Below are 17,807 nucleotides of genomic sequence, written 5' to 3'. Positions count from 1 at the left end.
ACCCCGTCGTGAGCGGTCGAGGGCGGTTCCTAGTAGCGCTTGCCCGCTCTGCTGTGCAGGTCTGGGCTTTGTGTGGTGCCTAAGCCCCCCAGTAACCTGGTCAGGTTATGGGGTCTAATTTCGTTGCGCGAGTTCCTCAGTCATTGAGCCTGTAAAGAAGCCCCCAGAATGACTACTGGGCATCGAGGCTGGCCCGCTGAGTAGTCGATATGCTAATCGGTTGAGAAGATTCCAGTCTCATCAACAAAACGCGCGATAGGAAGCACTAGATCCCTTAGGTCACTGTATTCAATCTGAGAATTGAAAGCGAAAGGATTCTCGTGAATCAAAGCCGCAACTAAAATCGCTTCAGGCTGTACAGCCAATGCGTGATTTCGTATATCAAACTCGGGTGCTTGAGGCCCGATTTCATCCCGGATCCGGTTCAGTAAGTCTCTATGCTTGGATGCAAAATCGGAAGATAGTGTAAGTAATTCCGAAGGAGACCGATCTGTCAGAGCGCCAATCTCCCGCAAGTGATCAGCCGTGAGCCCTCGGCTACCAAGGCTCCAGTTCATTTGCTTGGCTAGAGCCTGAAGGCCCTTCATCAAGTCAAGAGGGGCATTGGACTTGAGTAAGCTCACTTCTTGAACCCCCTTATCTAACTCTTGATCGAGCAGTTCTGCGAGAGCCAAAGCCCTAGCGAATTGCCTTTTCGTATCCTTCGAAACCCCATCTGGTCCTTTGTAAATAAACTCATGTTCAGTCTCTGCCCATGTATGCTCCGCGAGTGTACGAATTTGAACTTCGCATCGCACATGATCAGAAAGCGGCGTTACCGCGCCAGAGATTAGCAAGTCCAGGTGCAGTCCACCATAAGTTAGCTCATTATACTCGCGACCCTGACTCTTATCATCAACGTCGAGAACTTTAAACAGATGGGACGCCTCTATAAGAGCTTGTACCTGTGACTTCTGGGAGGCCAGAGGAACGATAATTCGTATCCCTAAGAGATCTGAGCAGTCGCGCCAAGGGTCGACGTACTTAAAGGATCTACTTCCATCCTTAGGTGGCTTACTTTGCTTGGCAAATAAGCTCATTGGATCTTTAGGTCTAGACTCCACAAGTGGAGTTCTATGCATCGACTCGTCTAGCAAGTCCTCGATCTGTCTGGCTGCTGTAAGCAGTATTTTTTCGTAGAGTGCATAGTTGCTCTTGTACGCATCATATGTGGCAGCAGCCGACCAGCTTTGTCCAGACATAGTCAGCGAGATCGGGTGTTCTTGACGTTTTCCAGCGGCACATCAGGGATTGTAATGTTGTATGTTTCGGCAACGCTGTTTTCTTTATTGCGTTCCACTTTGATCCGGCTGTCAGAGCCGATCGCCTCGGTTGGCGCCACAATGGAAATATCACTACCCAGCTGGATCCGAATGTTGTCCAGGTTGTTCTTGACCATCTTGATATCCTTGTTGAAAGGAACTGGTGGCGCACCCCGCTCCAAAGCTGCCCTGAAGACGAAAGTTTGATGGACCTGTGGAATATGATCTTTGACAAATCTTCGTGGATCGAGTGACTGCGAATTGCTCTTCAGTGTTACTGATAAAGCAGCCTGTGCTTCCATCTTCGCTTCAGCATCCATAGAGCTCGCCGAGATCGCTTCGGTCATAGTGTCCATGAATTTTTTGGTCAGAACTTCAGGCTCGTCACCCAAGCGCATGCCGAGGAATTCTGATATGAAGTATGTGGCAAAACGTCCACTATTCTGCACATCAGCAAGATACCCGGAAATATTAGCTTGCTCTTCGGCGTCAGGGCTCAGAATCGCAACCTTATAAATTCTGTTTTGATCGCCGAAAACGAGATCCGGTATGCGCTTAATGGACAAGGCTCGATCACCGTTAGGAAGTTTTTTGGTTTTAGCCTGCATTGCTTCTTGATGTTCAACTTTAGCAATTAGAACAGACGTTTTACCTTCCATTACAGCGTCTGCAACTACCAAAATTCCAGATTTTGCATTCATTCTCTGGGCGGCAACAAGTCGCTCAGCCAGATCATGACTGAGAGCTTTTAATCCTGGTTCCTCAATGTGCTTAGCAACGAGACTCGGAGTAGGTGTGTCCACCTCGTCATTAGGAATGATGGCAAGCGCCCCTGAACGCAGTGCGTCTACAAATCGGCTTCGGAGGAACCCACGGTCCCGATCGTTTAATTCCACAGGAACGTCTGTTAATGCCAATCCGAAACTGCGGTCTTGACCTTCACCTACCAGAAGGATCTGGTGCATAAAGATGCTCTTTAGAATCAATGTCGAGAAGTCTGGCATGCTTCCTCCGGAATGTGTTTATGCCAATGATCACCCACGCTAATGCAGACTGTCCAATCGATGCGAAGAGTTAGACGCATTGCGGACTTTCTACCTGATCAATCTAACCGCATTCCTTCAGGGCACGTATAATTGAGATGCCCCGCTTTTTGGTTTAGCGCTGCGGGGCGTGGCGCTTTCTGCCTGTTTCCGGGCATAAAAATAAGGCCTCCGTGGTGGAAGCCTTTGGGTACAGTTTTCTCCTGTGCCTATAGTTTAACAGGTTTATAGTTCTGTGCAAGCTTTCGTTTTTGTTCTGCATTTTTTGTCATCGTCGCGTAGCGCTCGTTGATCGCTGCTAATTCCATTACGCAGCGTTCACAGGCTTGGGTATCAACAGGGCGGAACTCGACAGCTAACACAACTTTGATCTTGGCTCCGCACAGCGCAAAGCTGTATTCGTTGGGGCCCTCCAGAAAATACGGGTCCTGTGATCGATCCTTGGACCTGGGAATATATGAAGCGTCCTCCACCGCGTGCACCGATTGGAAATCTTTAGGCAACGTTGGATGCCATTTTCCGGTCACGAGATCTCGTCGTAGCTCGAACCGTTTCAGTGCGCTCATGACGGGGTTCATTCCACCAGGCCGCAATGCTCGTTCTGACATGATTCTCCTATCGAATCTGATGCTTGAGGTCTTCAAATTGCTTTGGCTCCCAGTGTGCACCACAGGACCTACAATTTGCACCGAACATGCTGGCATTCAGTGCAGTGTTTCGGATGGTCTCGCCGTCTTGCTCTGTGAATGCGTGGGTGTTCCCGCAGGCGGGGCATCGTCCGACTAGTTCAACGGATGGTTCGGGGTTGATGAGTTCGCGGATCTCAGCGATCCATTGGCTTGTAGTTTCCACGCATCGGATAATGGTTTCTTCATCCTTCGCGAATGAGGCCCAGCTATCGAGTTTCGTTTCTGGCGGGAGCTCGGGGTTCTCCGTGCCCGTGTTTGCGATGTAGCTGGTGTTGAGTGATTCTTGGATCTCGGACCACAGGGCAACTGCGGCGAGGGCCACGGGTGAGCGTGACCCGGATCCGCTTTTCCCTCCCCTGCGGCTGCTTGATCCAATCTCCTTGCGGATCTGCTCGAAGAGGCTGGTTTCGTTTGGGTAGCTTACTGATCCGTTTTCGGGATCGATATGCTTCACCGGATGGGCTTTGGTCAGGACGGTTATGTTTTTGGATAGTTCCACGGAGTGCATTTGTTTCCCTTTGCTTTGGTTTAGGGTTTAGTCGGAGAGTGCGTCGTGAATGTTCGAGTAGTGACCTTGGAACACCATTTCGGTGTCCCCTGCGCGTCCTCGTCGGTTCTTTTCCACGTTCATGTACATCCGGTATGAGTCTTCGCCTTTCAGCTCACGATGCAGGAGGATGATCACGTCCGCGTCCTGCTCGATTGAGCCGGAACCTCGCAGGTCTGATGACCGGGGTACCTTGTCTTCTCGGTTCGCGCTGCCACGGTTCAACTGGGACAGGAGAACGATAGGAATGTTCATTTGTAACGCCATCAGCTTCAACTGGCGGGTTACGTCTGATAGGAATTCTTGGTCGGTCATCCTTTCGCCTGCCTGGGAGATCAGCTGTAGGTAGTCGATAACAACGCCGGCCAGTTCTTCTGTACGGTGTACGTCGTTGATGAACCCCCGGATGGCGGGCATTGTCGATGTGCGAGGTTCGGACACGTAGATTCGCCGGTTCTCCATGGTGGGCAGCCATTCGGCCATTCGCTGCCAGTCCTCCGAGGTGAGGCTTCCTCCGGTGATTCGCTGGTAAGGAATTTTCTTCTCGTTGGCTATGAGGCGGTCCATGAGATCAGCTTCGAGCATTTCGAGACTGACGAAAGCAACCGACCCATAAGGTTCAAGCGACTGAGCAAGTTGCAGACCTACCGCCGATTTGCCTACGGATGGTCGCGCACCGACGACGTAGAGCGCTCCTGGCATGAGCCCGCCGATGAGGTCGTTGATTTGCGGCCATGGTGTTTGATAGTAGACGCGCTCTTTTTCGAGGTTGTCCACGTAGGTCTCGGTGTTCGAACCGATAGGTGCGATCTTACGGAGACCGATGCTGCCGCGAGCACTTTCAAGGGTTGCTTTCGCCTGCTCGATGACATGTTCAGGGTCCACTCCACGTTCGGCCTGAGACCTGATCCAGTCGGCAGTCGCGGCGAGGTTTCGCCCTGCATGAGCATCGGCAACGATCTTCGCGTAGTAAGCCACTGTGGAGGCCGTGGGAGTGACGGACATGGCTTGGTGCAGCAGTGACGCGTCTACCCGCTGTGCGTTCGTGAGAGCGTACTTTGGCAGGGTTAGAACGTTGATTGGTTCGCCGCAGGTTTTCATCCCGATCATCAGGCGATGAACATCTTCTAATCGCTTATCTTGGTAGCTCGACGGGTCTAAATCGATCTCATCAAGCGCTTGGCCTCCCGTGAGGAGGATTGAACCGATGACGGACAGTTCCGCGTGTTCGAGAGTCCCGCTCATTTCGTGATCGCTTTCGGCATGTCCGGTAATTCGAAGGTTCCTGCGTGGTAGGCGTGGTACTCCTCCGGCGAGATAGAGCCTGAGGCGACGAGGTTGTAGAGGTGCTTCTTGCGGGCAACGGATAGTTTGACGTTGTCGTAGTCCTCGTCTTCCTCTCTGATGCGGATGTCCGTTCGGATTTTTCCGATGCGATCCTCGCGGATTTTCTTCACGCCATGGCGAATATCCGAAGGCATGATCCATTCTTTGGATTCACGGAAGTACTCGCTCACAGCGTTTAGTGAGTCGGTCAGGTCTAGGTCGCCGATGGTGTCGTGCCATGCCTGGATTGCTGGTTGGTCGAAGGTGCGGTTGTTGAATGCTTGGATTTTGGCAAGAACCATGGCGGTGTCGGTGATATTCATTGGGTGATTGCTCCCTGGTTGCGTTGTTCTAGCTCTTGGGCGAGCAGGAGTGTCTGCTGCATGCGGTCTGAAGTGGACTGCATCGAGGTGTTTGCTTTGCTGTTATAGCCGTCGATGAGCTGCCCGAGGGTGGTCTTGATGATCGGTTTTCCAGCTCGGTAGGTGTCAACGATTGCTTGCACTGCTTGTGGCTCGGTGAGCTGTCTATCTCGCAGCATCCATTCGGTCAGCTTCATGACGGCGACGTAGTTGAATGCTTTCCCGACTGCTTCGTAGGCTTCGGTCGTTACTCGCTGTGCGGGGGTGTTCTTTGAAGGTTTCGACTCGTCGAAACGGTTCTTTGGGATAGTACTTTGGGATAGAACGGATATGGGGGTGTCACTGTGACCGGTAGGTTTTTCGTTATCCACAGGTTCGCTTCCCTTATCTGGCGCGGATTTTGATCCCTTTTCGGGCAGTTTTCCCCTACCGGTCACTCTGACCGGTTGGGGGGTGTCACTGTGACCGGTAAGTCCACCCTTATCCCTACCGGTCACGTTGACCGGTAGGACGTATCGATCTGAGGTGCGCGAACCGTTTTCCCGGGTCCTTCGCTCGCGAATGATCAGCCCTTCATCCTCCAGGGCTTTCAACGCACGACGCACGCTGGATTCCGAAGCGCCAATCGTATCGGCGATATGTTTTTGCCCTGGAAAACACGAATGGCGCTCGTCTGCGTAGTCCCCCAAGACGACGAGCACGAATTTTGGGATTGTGGGGATCTTCTGATCGAAGGCCCACTTAAGAGCTCGGATGCTCACTTGGACTCCTATGAAATGCACAGTGGCGAGGAACAGTAATTGTTCCTCGCCACTGAATAACTACGTGGGTTGCTCTTGTTTCGTTACTCTCCGCCAGGCAGCAATGAGTAACGCAACATGCAGTCTGGGCAGGTGTAGGACGTGCCTGTGGTTGCTCCGTAGCTGTCCTTTACCGGGACGGCTGTATCTCCGCATAGCGCCACGGTGAAACGTCCAGCTGCAATATCTTCTTTGGGCCAGTAGTGCAGCTCCACCGGGGCAGGTGCAACCTTTGATTCAGCTGTTGCAGTGGAGGTGCTAAGCATTGTCGCCACCGCCGTTGATTCGGTACTCGGCACCGTGCAATTCGTCGAACGCTGCGAAGCCGGTTACTGCGCTGATGTTGTGGGTATCGCACCACATGGCGAGTTCGGTGACAGTGTGCCAGCGTGGGTCTTTCCGTTGCACCGGGTTAGCGGTCATAACCTTTACCGCGTGCTCCTGGTCGATCTTGCTCAAGATTTGCTCGATCATTTTCGGCAGGTGTTCCAGCTGTTCTCGGGTCCACGGCTTTTCGATGTATTGGGCGTCATCGTCGTCGCTGGTGTACCCATAGTTTGAGACGTCGAAGAAAATCCCGCGCTCAGCGGTCCAGCGACTGTTGATCTGGGTCCCGGTGGAGTTGTAGAGGTGAACGCTTGGGCCTTCGTAGCTTGAGCCGAGGATCTGGCAGTTCTCATCGGTGTTCAGGTCCTTGGGGGTGCAGCCCATGCCGCATGAGCAGACATATTCAAGCTTGAATCCTGCAGGTGGCTGAGGAAAGTTGGTAACATTGTTCACGGCTGGTTCCTTTTCTAGGTAATTGGTTGAGGCTGCGACGGATACTTTGGCGAGTGCGTCGCGGCCTTTCTTTATTTCGAGTGATTGGTTGGTATCGCCGATCTGATAGCGAGTTCTGCCCGTAGCACTCACGACAATTCCTCCATCAAGCTCGGTTCAAACAGTTCCGCGTAGTGCTCATCCCACACCTGATCGAATAGTGGACGATCTGAATTGGTGTAAGCGTTGATCATCCGAATGGAACCGTTCACCTCGTTCGTCGCCTTCTTCGGGGCCTCGCCATGCAACTCCCGGTATGCTTTAGCGATTCGCCGGCCAAACATCGAACGCTCAGACTTGATCTCACTGGCCTTCAAGCCCTTGCCGATCAAGTAGTCATCCACATGCAACGGCAGATCCAACGGGTCAATCTCCGGCTCTTCACCCAACGCACGAGCAGCCAGGATCTTCGCCTTCGACTCCAAGAACTTCGGCGACAAGAACGGAGACAAAGCCTGTAGCGCCTCACCCTGAGCCTTGATCGTCATCGCGAGGCGGTCCAGCTGTGCGGCCGAAGCATTCGGGTTGATCGTGCCGCCCTCATGGAAGTACGCGTCCAACGCGTCAGCAGCCTCATTCTGGAAGAGCGCGAGATACGCCTTGGCATCCTCGTTCTCGATCCGCCGATGGTCAATCGTGGCGAGCCACATCGTCATAACCTTGCGTTCAAGCATGCTCATTTCGCGACGCTTGCCATCTTCGGCAACCGTGGCAATAACTGCCACGGTTCCCCAAGGGGCACCCTTGATGCGTTTCAACTGGGCGGAGTAATCTACGCCGATTGACTCGCACATGTGGCGCAAGCTCACGAACTGCTTTCCGCCCTCATTGGTTGCCGTGATCGTAGTGGTGTGGAACGGGATTTCGACTAAAGTAGTCATTGAGTTACTGCTCCTAATTGGTAGGGGTAAAACGAAACCCCAGCGGCCAGGCTGGGGTTTTTCTTCATGCGGCGGCAAGCACCCTATTGACTGCCGTCTCGCCGGTCGGATCTGAATACTGAATGACCCGCTCAAGCTCAGGATCAAACAAGCCCTTCTTGAACTTGTTGGCCAACTTGTCAGCGCGTGACTTAGAAAGCGTCTCGCCGTTGTCGCCGGCCAAAATGATCAGCCAGTCACGAATGTCGTTCTTCTTGGCGCTGCGGTCACAGGCGATATACATAGAGCTCTCCCTAGGAAACGCGAGTCTCGAAAGACAAGCGGGGTGGTACAAAGAGTGGTGTGATGCCTGATTAGGCGAAGGGGTCTTTCTTGCGGTTCTGCTGGTTGCGGGTCTTGACCCAGGTTTTGATGTTCTCGATATCTTCTGGATCGAGAGCCATGCGGTTCTTGCTAAGAGTGGTGAAGTGCCCCGACTCTTTGGCATACCTGCGAAGTTCTGTCTTAGTCATCCCCAGTGTTGGGGCAACGGCTTCAGGTGACTGGTAGAAGGGGGATTCCACTTCGGCGGTCATGCCGCCACCGACTGCACGAAGTCCGGATAACTGATTGCTTCGGTCGGGACGCCTAACCCGATTGCAATTTTGCGCAAAGTTGCAGGCGATACTTGTCGCGCACCTTTTTCCACGTGCGACAAGGTGCTCTTGGTGATCTCCGAGCGAGCGGCCAGATCGACAGCGCGAACCCCAAGCGCTTCACGGATTACGCGAACGGCGGTGCCGTTGATTCGTAATTTCATCGTTGTAGTTTCCATACCGCAACTCTAACCAACAGTTCGCAACTTTTGCAACTCATGCAACTAGGTTTTTTGCACAATCCCGCAATCCTGCGGAAAATCAGCTTGCAAAGTTGCGAAGAGTTGCCATAGGATGGCTTATATGAAGATCAACGCAGATAAGTTGCAATCAATTCGCAGATATATGGATCTAACTCAGGCTGAAATGGCTGAGCATCTAGACGTTTCGCCAAGAACAATTGCCAACTGGGAATCATCCGGGGTGCCGATGTCCAAGGAGGCAAGAGTGGCTAAGATTCTCGGATCGGTAATATCCGAGGTTGATTACATAGAGTCACTGAATGACGCACCACCACCCGCGCTGTCAGATGAAGAAATCGAGGAACTGAACAGGCGTTCGGAGGAAGCGGACTGGGCGCCTTCATGGGCCACGAAGAATTCCAAGTCTCCGGAGGCGCGGAGGGCATACCTTCTTCAGGCGTTTAGCGACGTCGATCTGCTCCTTGAGCTAAAGAGCAGATCCTTGCGCAGAGGGGACAGGGCTTCCCACTGGAACGCCGAGCGGATGGAGCGGTACCAGAACTTCGTTTCACCCCAGTGGCAAGACCCTGATTACTCCAACATGTCCGATGAGGATGTTAGAAAGAACAGATACGATTTGGCCGCTCGGCCGGCTGAACCGAACATTGGATTCGATGACTTACCTGACGAACCTTGAGCAGTTAGCTCACGAAATGGGGGTGCGGGTTCGATACGCACCCCCCCTGCCCGGAACGATGTGGGGTGTATACGAGCACCGCTTTCGCTTCATCACATTGCGCCCCGGCATGGGCATGCCCCAGCTGGTAACAACATTCACTCACGAACTAGGCCACGCCCATTTCGGGCATTCAGGGCACCATCCAAAGACTGAGCGCGCAGCTAACCGCTGGGCGGCAAGGAAGCTGCTCACAGTCGATCTTCTCAAGGAACACTCCGTGGCGAGCGCTGACACAATGTCAGTTGCTGCGAGCCTCGGAGTGCTCCCCTCGGTAGTTGAGGCCTTCATTGACACGCTGAGTATGGGTCAGATTGTGGACCTAATGAACTACATGGCAGAGCTCCACACATAGAAATAAGCCAGTTGCCAGAGGCAACAATTAGGCATTTAGGTCTGATTCGTACTCAGTAGAATCCGCGAGAACACGCGAGAACAGAGCGATCAGAACATAAAAATACTACTCAGGGGAGTTTTCAAATCCCACCGTCACCGCCAAGAAAAGCCCGGGAATCCTTTGGATTCCCGGGCTTTTGCTTTGCCTGGAGGCCTTAGTTGGCGAAGAGGTCGGTGAGCTTGCCCTTGGCATCCCACAGCGCCAACGCGTCGCCGTCGTTGTTCAGCACGCCTGCGCCGTCGACGTAGAACGCTTCATCGCTGTTGGTGCCTGGACCCGAGTACACGCGCAGCTTTGCTCCCGGAGCCAACTCGTAGCCTTCACCGATCTGCAGCTTGTTGTTGGCGGCATCGCGGATGAGGTAGCCGCTCACGTCAATGGTGCGCTGGCTGGTGTTCTCCAAGATCACATGTTCGCCGTTTTCCGGGGTGGTGTCGCTGCCCGGAACATCATTGACGGCATCCGAAATCAGCACACCGTTGTTGGCTGGGAAGACCTTCTGCCCCTCCAGGTGGCGATCGATCTGCTGAGGGAAGTCGCCGGTAATGCGCTCGACACCGAGAGCCAGTGCTTCATCGGCTGCTTCTGGAGCATTGACCGTGTAAACGCCCAAGCCCAATCCGGCATCCTTCACACGCTGAGCACCGGCAGCATCGAGGGTGCGGTAGCTGGTGCCGAAAGCATCAGCGTAGGTTGCGTAGTGCTCGAGTTCCTGCGCCGATGGCACGGTTCCGGTCAGCTGCTGCAGTGGAACTTCAGGGGCCAGCTGCGCAAAGCGTTCGTTGGAGGCTGCATCGAAGCCTAGAACCTCGATCTTGCCGCCCTCTAGCAGCGCCTTCCACTGTTCATCGTTGGCCAGCGCATCGGCCACGACCTTTTCAACGCCCAGCGACTTCGCTGGGTCCTTGATCTCGATGAACACGCCGGTTTCGCCGGTCAGTGCGCCGGGAACGTCGTCGAAGTGCGGAATCTTGGCGCCGACAAATTTGCCGGAGAAGTACGAGCCGGCATCCAGCTGCTGCAATTCATCCCAAGTGAACGAGGTGATCGCATCGTTGGCACGTTCCGGGAAGATGTCTTCTACATTGGTGGTGCGGGCTGGGGTTCCATCGTGGAAGATGAACGGCACGCCGTCTTTGGAAAGCTGCACGTCGATCTCGATGAATTCAGCACCCGACTGGCTGCCGGCCTTGATTGCTTCCAGGGTGTTCTCCGGAGCTACGCCCGCAGCACCGCGGTGTCCGATGACCAGAGGGTTTGAATCCGAAGGCTCAACTTCAGTTGCTACCGCAGGGGTGCAAACGCCGGCTGTCAAGCAGAGGGTAAGAGCCCCGAGGGTGATATTGCGCAGTTTCATGGTGGACTTCCTTTGGTGTCATTGATGAACACCAGCCATGCTTCCGCGCGCGCATGACCTCCACCTCACTGTCAGTTGAAGCAGAGATTAATGTTTACTACTCAATGACGTGTTCGCTGAACTGCGTCTGAAGATTCGTTCCGTTCAGCTCAAGGTAGATCTGGCCTTCGGTCACCGAAACTGACATCGTGTTCCTGCGGGTCAGGCAACGCACGGCGTCGTCGATGAACGTGGAATCAAAAGAACGGAAGCGGATCTGCTCTGCCTGATGGATGATCTTGCCACGCCACGCTGTCAGCAGCTTTTCCGGGTCTCGGTGGGTGTAGACAGCCGTGCGGTCTGCTCGCTTGCTGCCAAGGTGAAGCCGCTGCGCGTCGGGAGCACCGATTTCAATCCATGCAGTGATCAATCCGGTCAGATCCTTGACGAGGATTGCTGGTTCTTCTCCCGTTGATACGCCGCCGGCCGAGAAGCTGATTCCTTCTTCGTATTCCAAGCAATAAGCGAGGACACGCGTGATCATGTAGGCATCGGTTTCCGAGGGATGCTGTGCCACGCGCAGTGACAGGTCCTCGTATACCCCGCGATCTACATCAGCAAGTTGAACGTCAAAAGTGTGCATAGTCGCGCCGATAGCCATAGTTCTCGAGTTTACAGCGCAAGTGACAGCGCCATGTGACAACCCTCGGTTGTGAGGGTTCAAGATGCTTCCGGGAAGCGCCATATAATGATCGGCTCTTTCGGGATCCGCGTTTGCTTTTGGATCTGCTTGGTCAGTGATTCATCCATTCTTGCCAATCCAACTATTGGTGGAGGCGAAGAATCATAGGTGACTTCTCCGGGAGGATGGATTCTGATCTTGTGCGGATTTTCTTGGATGACTTCTTCAGTCCAGCCGGGTGCTTCCTTGGCTAAATTGCAGAAGGCGCACTTCATGCATCCATTGATGCTGCAGGTTTTTCCACCCTTGCTGTGCTGATGCACATGATCTGCGTGGCGTGGTTTGTTGTTGCAGTAAGGAGTGCGGCAGTAAGGGTCCCTCAGCTGCAATAGCTTGCGCAATGATCCCTTGAAGAGCCGCTCCTTGGAATCCATGGCCACCAAATCCTGGCCGCCGGGCAGCGTATAGAGCCTTCGGATCATCGGGTAAGCCCTGATCCTGCGGCGCAATTGATCAAGTTCTTCAACCGGAGAGCAGTCATCAACCTCTCCGTAGGCTTCAAACAGCCGACGGGCATATTCCGCTGGCACGGAGCCGTAGCCCTGTATGGAAGCTGGTTCTTTTCCGTCCATGAGCAGGGACATATCCGTCATCACGAGATTTACGTGCAGCTTGATTGGAAGTGGCTTGTCTGCCGGATGACCCGTCAGACGAGAAACCACAAGATCGACCTTGATTTGGGAGATGGGACGCTGGTCCCCAGCCTTCTTCAATTTCTGTGCTTCGTCCTCAAGCGACGCCTCCACGGCGATACCCACTTCGATGGGAAGGCTGGCGCTCAGCCGGACACAGTCCTTGCCTTTGAAAAAGGATGCGCCACGATGCTCTGCTTTCTTTTCGATGTCCTGATCGCGGTTTTCACCGCGCACTTCATCAACAGCTTTCTGCGCAATGTCGCGGGCTTCTTTGTCCGATGCCGTATCAAACATGGTCGGGGCGCTGGCAATGAACCTATCAAATTCCCGGCGCTCCGACTGGCTCATATCTTCTAACGGAGCCAGGATGGCCATGATCAGTTTCTCGCTGAAGTCGCCCTGCTGGAAACGGGAAAAGAGATATGGCATGTCGGCTATCAGGAATCGCATGCGACGCACATAAGCGACGGAAGCATTCTGCGAACGCCTGCGGGCCATGGCCACATGGTGGGCCGTCCCGCGCTGCTTTGCCGTCACCGGCCCGCCAATGGTTCCGCCCTGCGTAGCATCCAAATGCGAAGTCAGGATTGCTTGGATCGAGGAAAGGAACGCATTCTGGGATTCTATTTTCTGAAGTGCGATGATGCTTGCGGTTGGATCATCATCCGCGAGGGCAGCGCTGATGAAAGACTGATCGCTTTCGGAAAGGCATGGAGCATCAGCGAAGGTGGTTCCCACTGGAAGTACATCTTCGAAGTTACTACCGAATACTCCATTGTCTTCGAACATATATCCAGTATACGCCGAATAGGCCCGGAATAATAGGGTTTATCCACAACGAAAAATCGAAACCGGACGTGGGAAACTCGAAAACTCGCGCGTATTAGGCTTCGTTGTCCGGGTGGTCGTCGGACCACTGATGGGCGCGGGAGACCAGCTGCTTGGCAAGAGAAGACAGATCGCCCTTGGCACTGCCCAATGCGACACCGAGCAGGAAGGTGCTCAAGGGAGCGGCAGGGCGGGCGACTTCGTGGGCGACATGCTTGGCGACGTCCAGGACCGTGGCGATATCGATCTCGGCGGCATCAAGGCCCAATTCCGCGGTCGCGGCTTCGAGCCATTCATTCAGGGCTTCGGGAGGCAAGTGCACAGCCATGTCAGGGCCTTTCGTCGTGGCGGGCGCGTTCCAGCGCCTGCGGGGTGTCGATGTCGTTGGTGGTTTCATCATCCACCGGCAGCTCGGCCAAATCCAGTTGGCCCAGCGCGGCGCGCGCCGGGGCATTGATGAGCCGATCACCCAGTTCCGCGCAGGCTTGGGCGACGGCCTGTGTGCGATAGAAGCCGGCGAGCCATTGGGTGTAGCCCTGCGCATCGCGCAGCACGAGCCCGTCGGGGCCGAGCCGATCGGCATGATCCAGCAGGGCACTGATGACAGTGTCGGGATGCTGCAGATCGCAGGCGAGAACCAGGCACCAGGGGCTGCTCACCTGCGCGATCCCGGCGGCGATGCCAGCCAGCGGACCGGCGAAGGGCGGGTCCTCGCGCAGCACGCCATCGGCCAGGGTGCCAGCGGACTGATCGCCGATGACAAGAACGCGGGCGGCCCCGGCCTGTCGGGAGGCCTGGATGACGCGGTCGACCAAGCGCTGGCCGTGGAGCATCAGCCCGGGCTTGTTCGCCCCGCCCAGCCGGGTGCCGCGTCCGCCGGCGAGGATGAGCGCGTCGAACCCGAGGCTCATGGCGCGGTCCGCAGGACTTCGACCCGATCGCCGGGGTGGATCTGCTCGATGCCGGCGGGGACCAGCGCGTAGCCCTGGGCGGAGCCGAAGCCGCCGACCGAATGGGAGATGCGCGAGGCCGCGACCGCCGGAGCGCAGCGCAGCTGATCGCCATGCTCGAAGACGATGGGCAAGACCTGCAGGCGGTTGCCGGCGGCCTTCCAGCCGACCGCGGCGATGGCCTGCAATCGCGGGCGCTGCAGCTGGGTGTGGCCCTGCATGGCGCGCAGGACGGGGCGGACGAAGAGCTCGAAACTGACCGCGGCGCTGACCGGATTGCCGGGCAGGGCGAAGATCATCGCGCCGCCAGCCAAACGCCCGGCGCACTGGGGCTGGCCGGGGCGCACGAGCACCCGGGTGGCGTAGACCCCGGGCTGATCGACCAGGACCTTGCGCATGACGTCGTAGTCGCCAGGGCCGACCCCGCCGGTGCTCAGGATCGCATCGTGGGCCGGTGCGAGTTCTTCGAGCTTTTCGCGCACCGCCTGCAGGTCGTCAACACAGTGCACGATCGTGGCCGCGGTGATGCCGGATTCGGCGAGCAGGCCGGAGATCAGCAGCGAATTGGTTTCCGGGATCTGCCCGCGGGCCAGTTCCTCGCCCGGCGGGCGCAGTTCGGCGCCGGTGACCAGCACGGCAACCCTGGGCGCGGTGCGGACGGCCAGTTCGGCCGATCCGGCGGCAACCAGGGCCGAGAGCCGGGCGGCGGTCAGCTCTTCTCCTTCGCGGGCGATCAGCTCGCCGGCGCTGCGGTCCTCGCCGCTGGCGCGCACGTCCTTGCCCGCCGGAACCGGCACATTGACCTGCACGGTCGATACATCCCAGCCGGTGCTCGCGGCGCTGGTGTCCTCGATGCGCACCACCGCGTCGGCCGCGGTGGGCAGCGGGGCGCCGGTCATGATCTTTACGCATTGGCCGGGCAAGAGCGCGGGATCCCAGCTGCTGCCGGCGGGGACTTCGCCGATCACCTCCAGCTGGGCCGGGGTGCTGGCGGTGTCGGCGCTGCGCACCGCGAAGCCGTCCATCGCCGAGTTCTCCCACAGCGGCAGCGGGTGGCCGGCGTATACGTCGCTGGCGAGCACCGCGCCGTGCAGGGCAGGGCCCACCGGCAGGGTGCGCGCCGGCAGCGGCTTCACCAGGCCCAGCAGCCGGGCACGGTGTTCCTCCACCGTTATCGCGTCTTGGGGCTGTTGCTTCATGGCTGTCCTCCTGGGTCGGCGGCCGGAAGGGTGGCCACCACCGCGCGCATAAACCGGTTGACCGGGTTGGCAAAAACTTCGGACACGCTGCCCGAGTCGACGATCTTCCCGCGCTCCAGAACCAGCATCTGGGCGGCCAAGGCCAGGGTGTCGGCGGCCGAATGCGAGATCACGATCGCGCTGGTCGAGGTGCGGGTGAGCTCCTCGCGCACCAGGGCGCGCATATCCATGGCGGCCTCGACATCCAGGGAAGCGAAGGGCTCGTCGATCAGCAGCAGCTTGGGCCGGGCGGCCAGGGCGCGGGCCAGGGCAATGCGCTGGCGCTGCCCGCCGGAAAGCGCCGCGGGGCGCTGCGATGCCAGCTCGTCAAGGCCCAGCCGCTCCAGCCATTCGTGGGCTTCCGCCAGGGCCCGGGGCTTGGCCAACCCCGAGGCGTACGCCCCGAAGGCAATATTCCTGGCCGCGTCCAGGTGCGGGAACAGGTGCGGTTCCTGGCCCAGCAGCCCCACCCCGCGCAGGTGCGGGGCCAGGTGGCGGCGGGCATCGGCCAGGATCGTGCCATCAAGCTCGATCCGTCCGCTGGCGATCTTCTGGGTCCCGGCGATCGCGTTGACGATGGTGGACTTGCCGGCCCCGCTGGGCCCCATGATCGCCAGCGTGCTGCCCGAACGCACCTGGAATTCAACGTCGACCGCAAAGCCGGTGCGCGGAACCTGCATCTGGGCCAGCAGCCTCATTTCACGGCTCCCGGACGCCAGGCGCGAACACACAAAAGCACCAGCACCGCGGTGGCCAGCAGCAGCAGCGAAAGCGCCACGGCGGTATCCCGGCCAGTGCCAGCCCCATTAAAGGCCGTGTAGATCGCCAGCGGCATGGTCTGGGTGACCCCCGGGGCGTTGCCGGCAAAGAGCGCGGTGGCCCCGAATTCGCCGATGGCCCGGGCGAAGCACAGGATCACCCCGGCCACCAGACCGGGCGCGGCCAGCGGCAGGGTGATGCGGGTGAGCACCATCCACCGTCCGGCGCCCAGGGTCGCGGCGGCCTGTTCGTACCCGGTGCCGGCAGCGCGCAGCGAGCCCTCCACCGAGAGCACCAGGAAGGGCAGGGCCACGAAGCTTTGCGCGATCACCACGGCGGCGGTGGAAAAGGGCAGGGTGATCCCCCACAGCGCATCGATCAGCTGGCCGATCGGGCTGGTGCGGCCAAAGAGGAACAGCAACGCCACGCCGCCGACCATCGGGGGCAGCACCAGGGGCACGGCGATCAGCGCGCGCAACAGCTGCGCGGCTTTCGGGCCGCTGCGGGCGATCACCAGCGCCAGCGGCACCCCGAGCACTACGCACAGCGCGGTGGCCGCAACCCCGGTGCGCACCGAAAGCCACAGGGCTGACAGGGCTTGTTCGCTGGTGGCATCGGCAAGCAGCGTGGACCAGCTGGCCCGACCCAGCAAGGCCAACAGCGGCAAAATCAGTAGGGCCACCCCCAGCACCGCCGGGGCCAGGGTGAAAGCCGGGACGCGCAGCCCAGTGTCGCTAGCCATTGCCCTGCGCAGCCCCGCTGCCAAAGCCGTAATCGGTCAGGATTTCCTGGCCGCGCTCGCCGATCACGAAGTCCAGGAACTCCTGCGCGGCGGGATTATCGTCCAGGGTGGCGATCGGGTAGCTGTTGACCACATCCTCGGCGCCTTCGGGCACGATCGCGGCCAGATCTGGCTCATCCTGCACGTCGCTGGCGTAGACCAGCCCGGCATCGGCTTCGCCGGCGGCGACCTTTTGCACCACCGCGGTGACATTCTGCTCTTCGCTCACCGGCTTAACTTTGACCCCGGCATTTTTCAGCAGCTGTTGCGAGGCATTACCGCAGGGAACCTGTGAGGCGCACAGCACGGTGTCCGCCCCGGAAAGATCCGAGAGCGAGTCGATGTTGGCCGGGTTGTCCTTGGGAACGGCGATCACCAGGGTATTGCTGGCAAAAATCACAGGTTCATGGCCGAACCCGGCTTCGGTCACCTCGGCCATGGTGCGCTCGTCGGCGGAGGCGAAAACGTCCACGTCGGCGCCTTCGACGATCTGGGTGGCCAGGGTCGAGGAGCCGTCATAGTTGATGCCGGCGATCTTGATCTCAGGGTGTTCTTTCTGGAATTCGTCGGCGATCTGCTCGAATGCGCCGTGCAGCGAGGCCGCGGCGGAGACCGTAATGGTCTGCTGATCAGCTGGTTTATCGCTGGTGCAGCCGGAGAGCAGAAGGGTGGCAGCGGTGCCTGCCAGCAGGATTCGGGCAGCCAGCGGCCAGGTTACGCGCATGAATTCTCCAGTACTCGAGCTTTGTGCCCATGCTACAACCGGGCGCCGGGCAAGCGCGTTATTTTACGTCTTGAGTTGCTGTTTTACCTGCCCATC

The 17,807-nt window shown here is 57.6% G+C and carries 23 protein-coding genes; 2 read left to right on the top strand and 21 right to left on the bottom strand.

What is annotated here, in order from left to right:
* Nucleotides 1–212 precede the first annotated feature (212 nt).
* The 12 genes from D3791_RS10640 to D3791_RS10585 all read right to left on the bottom strand — a co-directional run bounded on the left by D3791_RS10640 (nt 213) and on the right by D3791_RS10585 (nt 8,567).
* Nucleotides 213–1,121, bottom strand: a complete 909-nt coding sequence (locus tag D3791_RS10640; RefSeq protein WP_281350635.1) for a hypothetical protein — start codon at nt 1,119–1,121, stop codon at nt 213–215.
* Nucleotides 1,122–1,243: 122 nt separating this feature from the next.
* Nucleotides 1,244–2,305 (bottom strand): nucleoid-associated protein, encoded by a 1,062-nt coding sequence (locus D3791_RS10635; protein WP_172512172.1) that lies wholly within the window; start codon nt 2,303–2,305, stop codon nt 1,244–1,246.
* 248 nt (nt 2,306–2,553) lie between these two features.
* A complete protein-coding gene (locus D3791_RS10630; RefSeq protein ID WP_172512171.1) occupies nt 2,554–2,952 on the bottom strand; it encodes a hypothetical protein in 399 nt (132 codons plus the stop codon).
* Nucleotides 2,953–2,959: 7 nt separating this feature from the next.
* Nucleotides 2,960–3,532, bottom strand: coding sequence for a DUF7340 domain-containing protein (locus D3791_RS10625; protein WP_172512170.1), 573 nt, complete (start codon nt 3,530–3,532; stop codon nt 2,960–2,962).
* 36 nt (nt 3,533–3,568) lie between these two features.
* Nucleotides 3,569–4,825: a replicative DNA helicase gene (locus D3791_RS10620; RefSeq protein WP_172512169.1), complete on the bottom strand. Its 1,257-nt coding sequence runs from the start codon at nt 4,823–4,825 to the stop codon at nt 3,569–3,571.
* Nucleotides 4,822–5,229 (bottom strand): hypothetical protein, encoded by a 408-nt coding sequence (locus tag D3791_RS10615; RefSeq protein WP_172512168.1) that lies wholly within the window; start codon nt 5,227–5,229, stop codon nt 4,822–4,824. Before D3791_RS10615 ends, D3791_RS10620 begins: the two co-directional genes overlap by 4 nt.
* Complete coding sequence (locus D3791_RS10610) at nt 5,226–6,029, bottom strand: helix-turn-helix domain-containing protein (protein ID WP_172512167.1); 804 nt, start codon at nt 6,027–6,029, stop codon at nt 5,226–5,228. The genes D3791_RS10615 and D3791_RS10610 overlap by 4 nt, the downstream gene beginning before the upstream one ends.
* Before the next feature lie 297 nt (nt 6,030–6,326).
* A complete protein-coding gene (locus tag D3791_RS10605; protein ID WP_172512166.1) occupies nt 6,327–6,848 on the bottom strand; it encodes a hypothetical protein in 522 nt (173 codons plus the stop codon).
* A gap of 128 nt (nt 6,849–6,976) precedes the next feature.
* Nucleotides 6,977–7,768 carry a phage antirepressor N-terminal domain-containing protein gene (locus D3791_RS10600; protein ID WP_172512165.1) on the bottom strand — a complete coding sequence of 264 codons (792 nt, stop codon included), beginning with the start codon at nt 7,766–7,768 and terminating at the stop codon, nt 6,977–6,979.
* A 64-nt stretch (nt 7,769–7,832) separates the two neighbouring features.
* Nucleotides 7,833–8,051: a hypothetical protein gene (locus D3791_RS10595; protein ID WP_172512164.1), complete on the bottom strand. Its 219-nt coding sequence runs from the start codon at nt 8,049–8,051 to the stop codon at nt 7,833–7,835.
* A 70-nt stretch (nt 8,052–8,121) separates the two neighbouring features.
* Complete coding sequence (locus D3791_RS10590) at nt 8,122–8,343, bottom strand: hypothetical protein (protein ID WP_172512163.1); 222 nt, start codon at nt 8,341–8,343, stop codon at nt 8,122–8,124.
* On the bottom strand, nt 8,340–8,567 hold the full coding sequence (locus D3791_RS10585; RefSeq protein ID WP_172512162.1) for a helix-turn-helix domain-containing protein: 228 nt from the start codon (nt 8,565–8,567) through the stop codon (nt 8,340–8,342). The genes D3791_RS10590 and D3791_RS10585 overlap by 4 nt, the downstream gene beginning before the upstream one ends.
* Nucleotides 8,568–8,706: 139 nt before the next feature.
* Between D3791_RS10585 and D3791_RS10580 the strand changes: the two genes are divergently transcribed.
* On the top strand, nt 8,707–9,282 hold the full coding sequence (locus tag D3791_RS10580) for a helix-turn-helix domain-containing protein (RefSeq protein WP_172512161.1): 576 nt from the start codon (nt 8,707–8,709) through the stop codon (nt 9,280–9,282).
* The gene (locus D3791_RS16920; protein WP_425483099.1) at nt 9,194–9,676 is read left to right on the top strand and encodes an ImmA/IrrE family metallo-endopeptidase; all 483 of its coding nucleotides are present in this window, start codon (nt 9,194–9,196) and stop codon (nt 9,674–9,676) included. Before D3791_RS10580 ends, D3791_RS16920 begins: the two co-directional genes overlap by 89 nt.
* A 196-nt stretch (nt 9,677–9,872) precedes the next feature.
* On the opposite strand, the gene D3791_RS10575 is transcribed toward D3791_RS16920, so the two are convergent.
* The 9 genes from D3791_RS10575 to modA all read right to left on the bottom strand — a co-directional run bounded on the left by D3791_RS10575 (nt 9,873) and on the right by modA (nt 17,711).
* A complete protein-coding gene (locus D3791_RS10575; RefSeq protein WP_172512160.1) occupies nt 9,873–11,075 on the bottom strand; it encodes a glycerophosphodiester phosphodiesterase family protein in 1,203 nt (400 codons plus the stop codon).
* Nucleotides 11,076–11,172: 97 nt separating this feature from the next.
* Entirely contained in the window at nt 11,173–11,715 is a 543-nt protein-coding gene (locus D3791_RS10570; protein ID WP_022875555.1) for a YaeQ family protein, read from the bottom strand.
* Between the two features lie 59 nt (nt 11,716–11,774).
* On the bottom strand, nt 11,775–13,220 hold the full coding sequence (locus tag D3791_RS10565; RefSeq protein WP_172512159.1) for an HNH endonuclease: 1,446 nt from the start codon (nt 13,218–13,220) through the stop codon (nt 11,775–11,777).
* Between the two features lie 94 nt (nt 13,221–13,314).
* Entirely contained in the window at nt 13,315–13,587 is a 273-nt protein-coding gene (locus D3791_RS10560) for a DUF6457 domain-containing protein (RefSeq protein WP_172512158.1), read from the bottom strand.
* Nucleotide 13,588: 1 nt separating this feature from the next.
* Entirely contained in the window at nt 13,589–14,170 is a 582-nt protein-coding gene (gene mobA, locus D3791_RS10555) for a molybdenum cofactor guanylyltransferase (protein WP_172512157.1), read from the bottom strand.
* Complete coding sequence (locus tag D3791_RS10550) at nt 14,167–15,408, bottom strand: molybdopterin molybdotransferase MoeA (protein ID WP_172512156.1); 1,242 nt, start codon at nt 15,406–15,408, stop codon at nt 14,167–14,169. Before D3791_RS10550 ends, mobA begins: the two co-directional genes overlap by 4 nt.
* Entirely contained in the window at nt 15,405–16,145 is a 741-nt protein-coding gene (locus D3791_RS10545; protein WP_172512155.1) for an ATP-binding cassette domain-containing protein, read from the bottom strand. Before D3791_RS10545 ends, D3791_RS10550 begins: the two co-directional genes overlap by 4 nt.
* The gene (locus D3791_RS10540; protein ID WP_022875551.1) at nt 16,142–16,948 is read right to left on the bottom strand and encodes an ABC transporter permease; all 807 of its coding nucleotides are present in this window, start codon (nt 16,946–16,948) and stop codon (nt 16,142–16,144) included. Before D3791_RS10540 ends, D3791_RS10545 begins: the two co-directional genes overlap by 4 nt.
* On the bottom strand, nt 16,941–17,711 hold the full coding sequence (gene modA, locus D3791_RS10535; protein ID WP_022875550.1) for a molybdate ABC transporter substrate-binding protein: 771 nt from the start codon (nt 17,709–17,711) through the stop codon (nt 16,941–16,943). Before modA ends, D3791_RS10540 begins: the two co-directional genes overlap by 8 nt.
* Nucleotides 17,712–17,807: the final 96 nt, after the last annotated feature.

The sequence above is a fragment of the Glutamicibacter mishrai genome, assembly GCF_012221945.1.
In the GTDB taxonomy this organism is placed as follows: Bacteria; Actinomycetota; Actinomycetes; order Actinomycetales; family Micrococcaceae; genus Glutamicibacter; species Glutamicibacter mishrai.
Note: the sequence above shows the minus strand (reverse complement) of the source record. Positions and strands in the feature narration are given on the sequence as shown.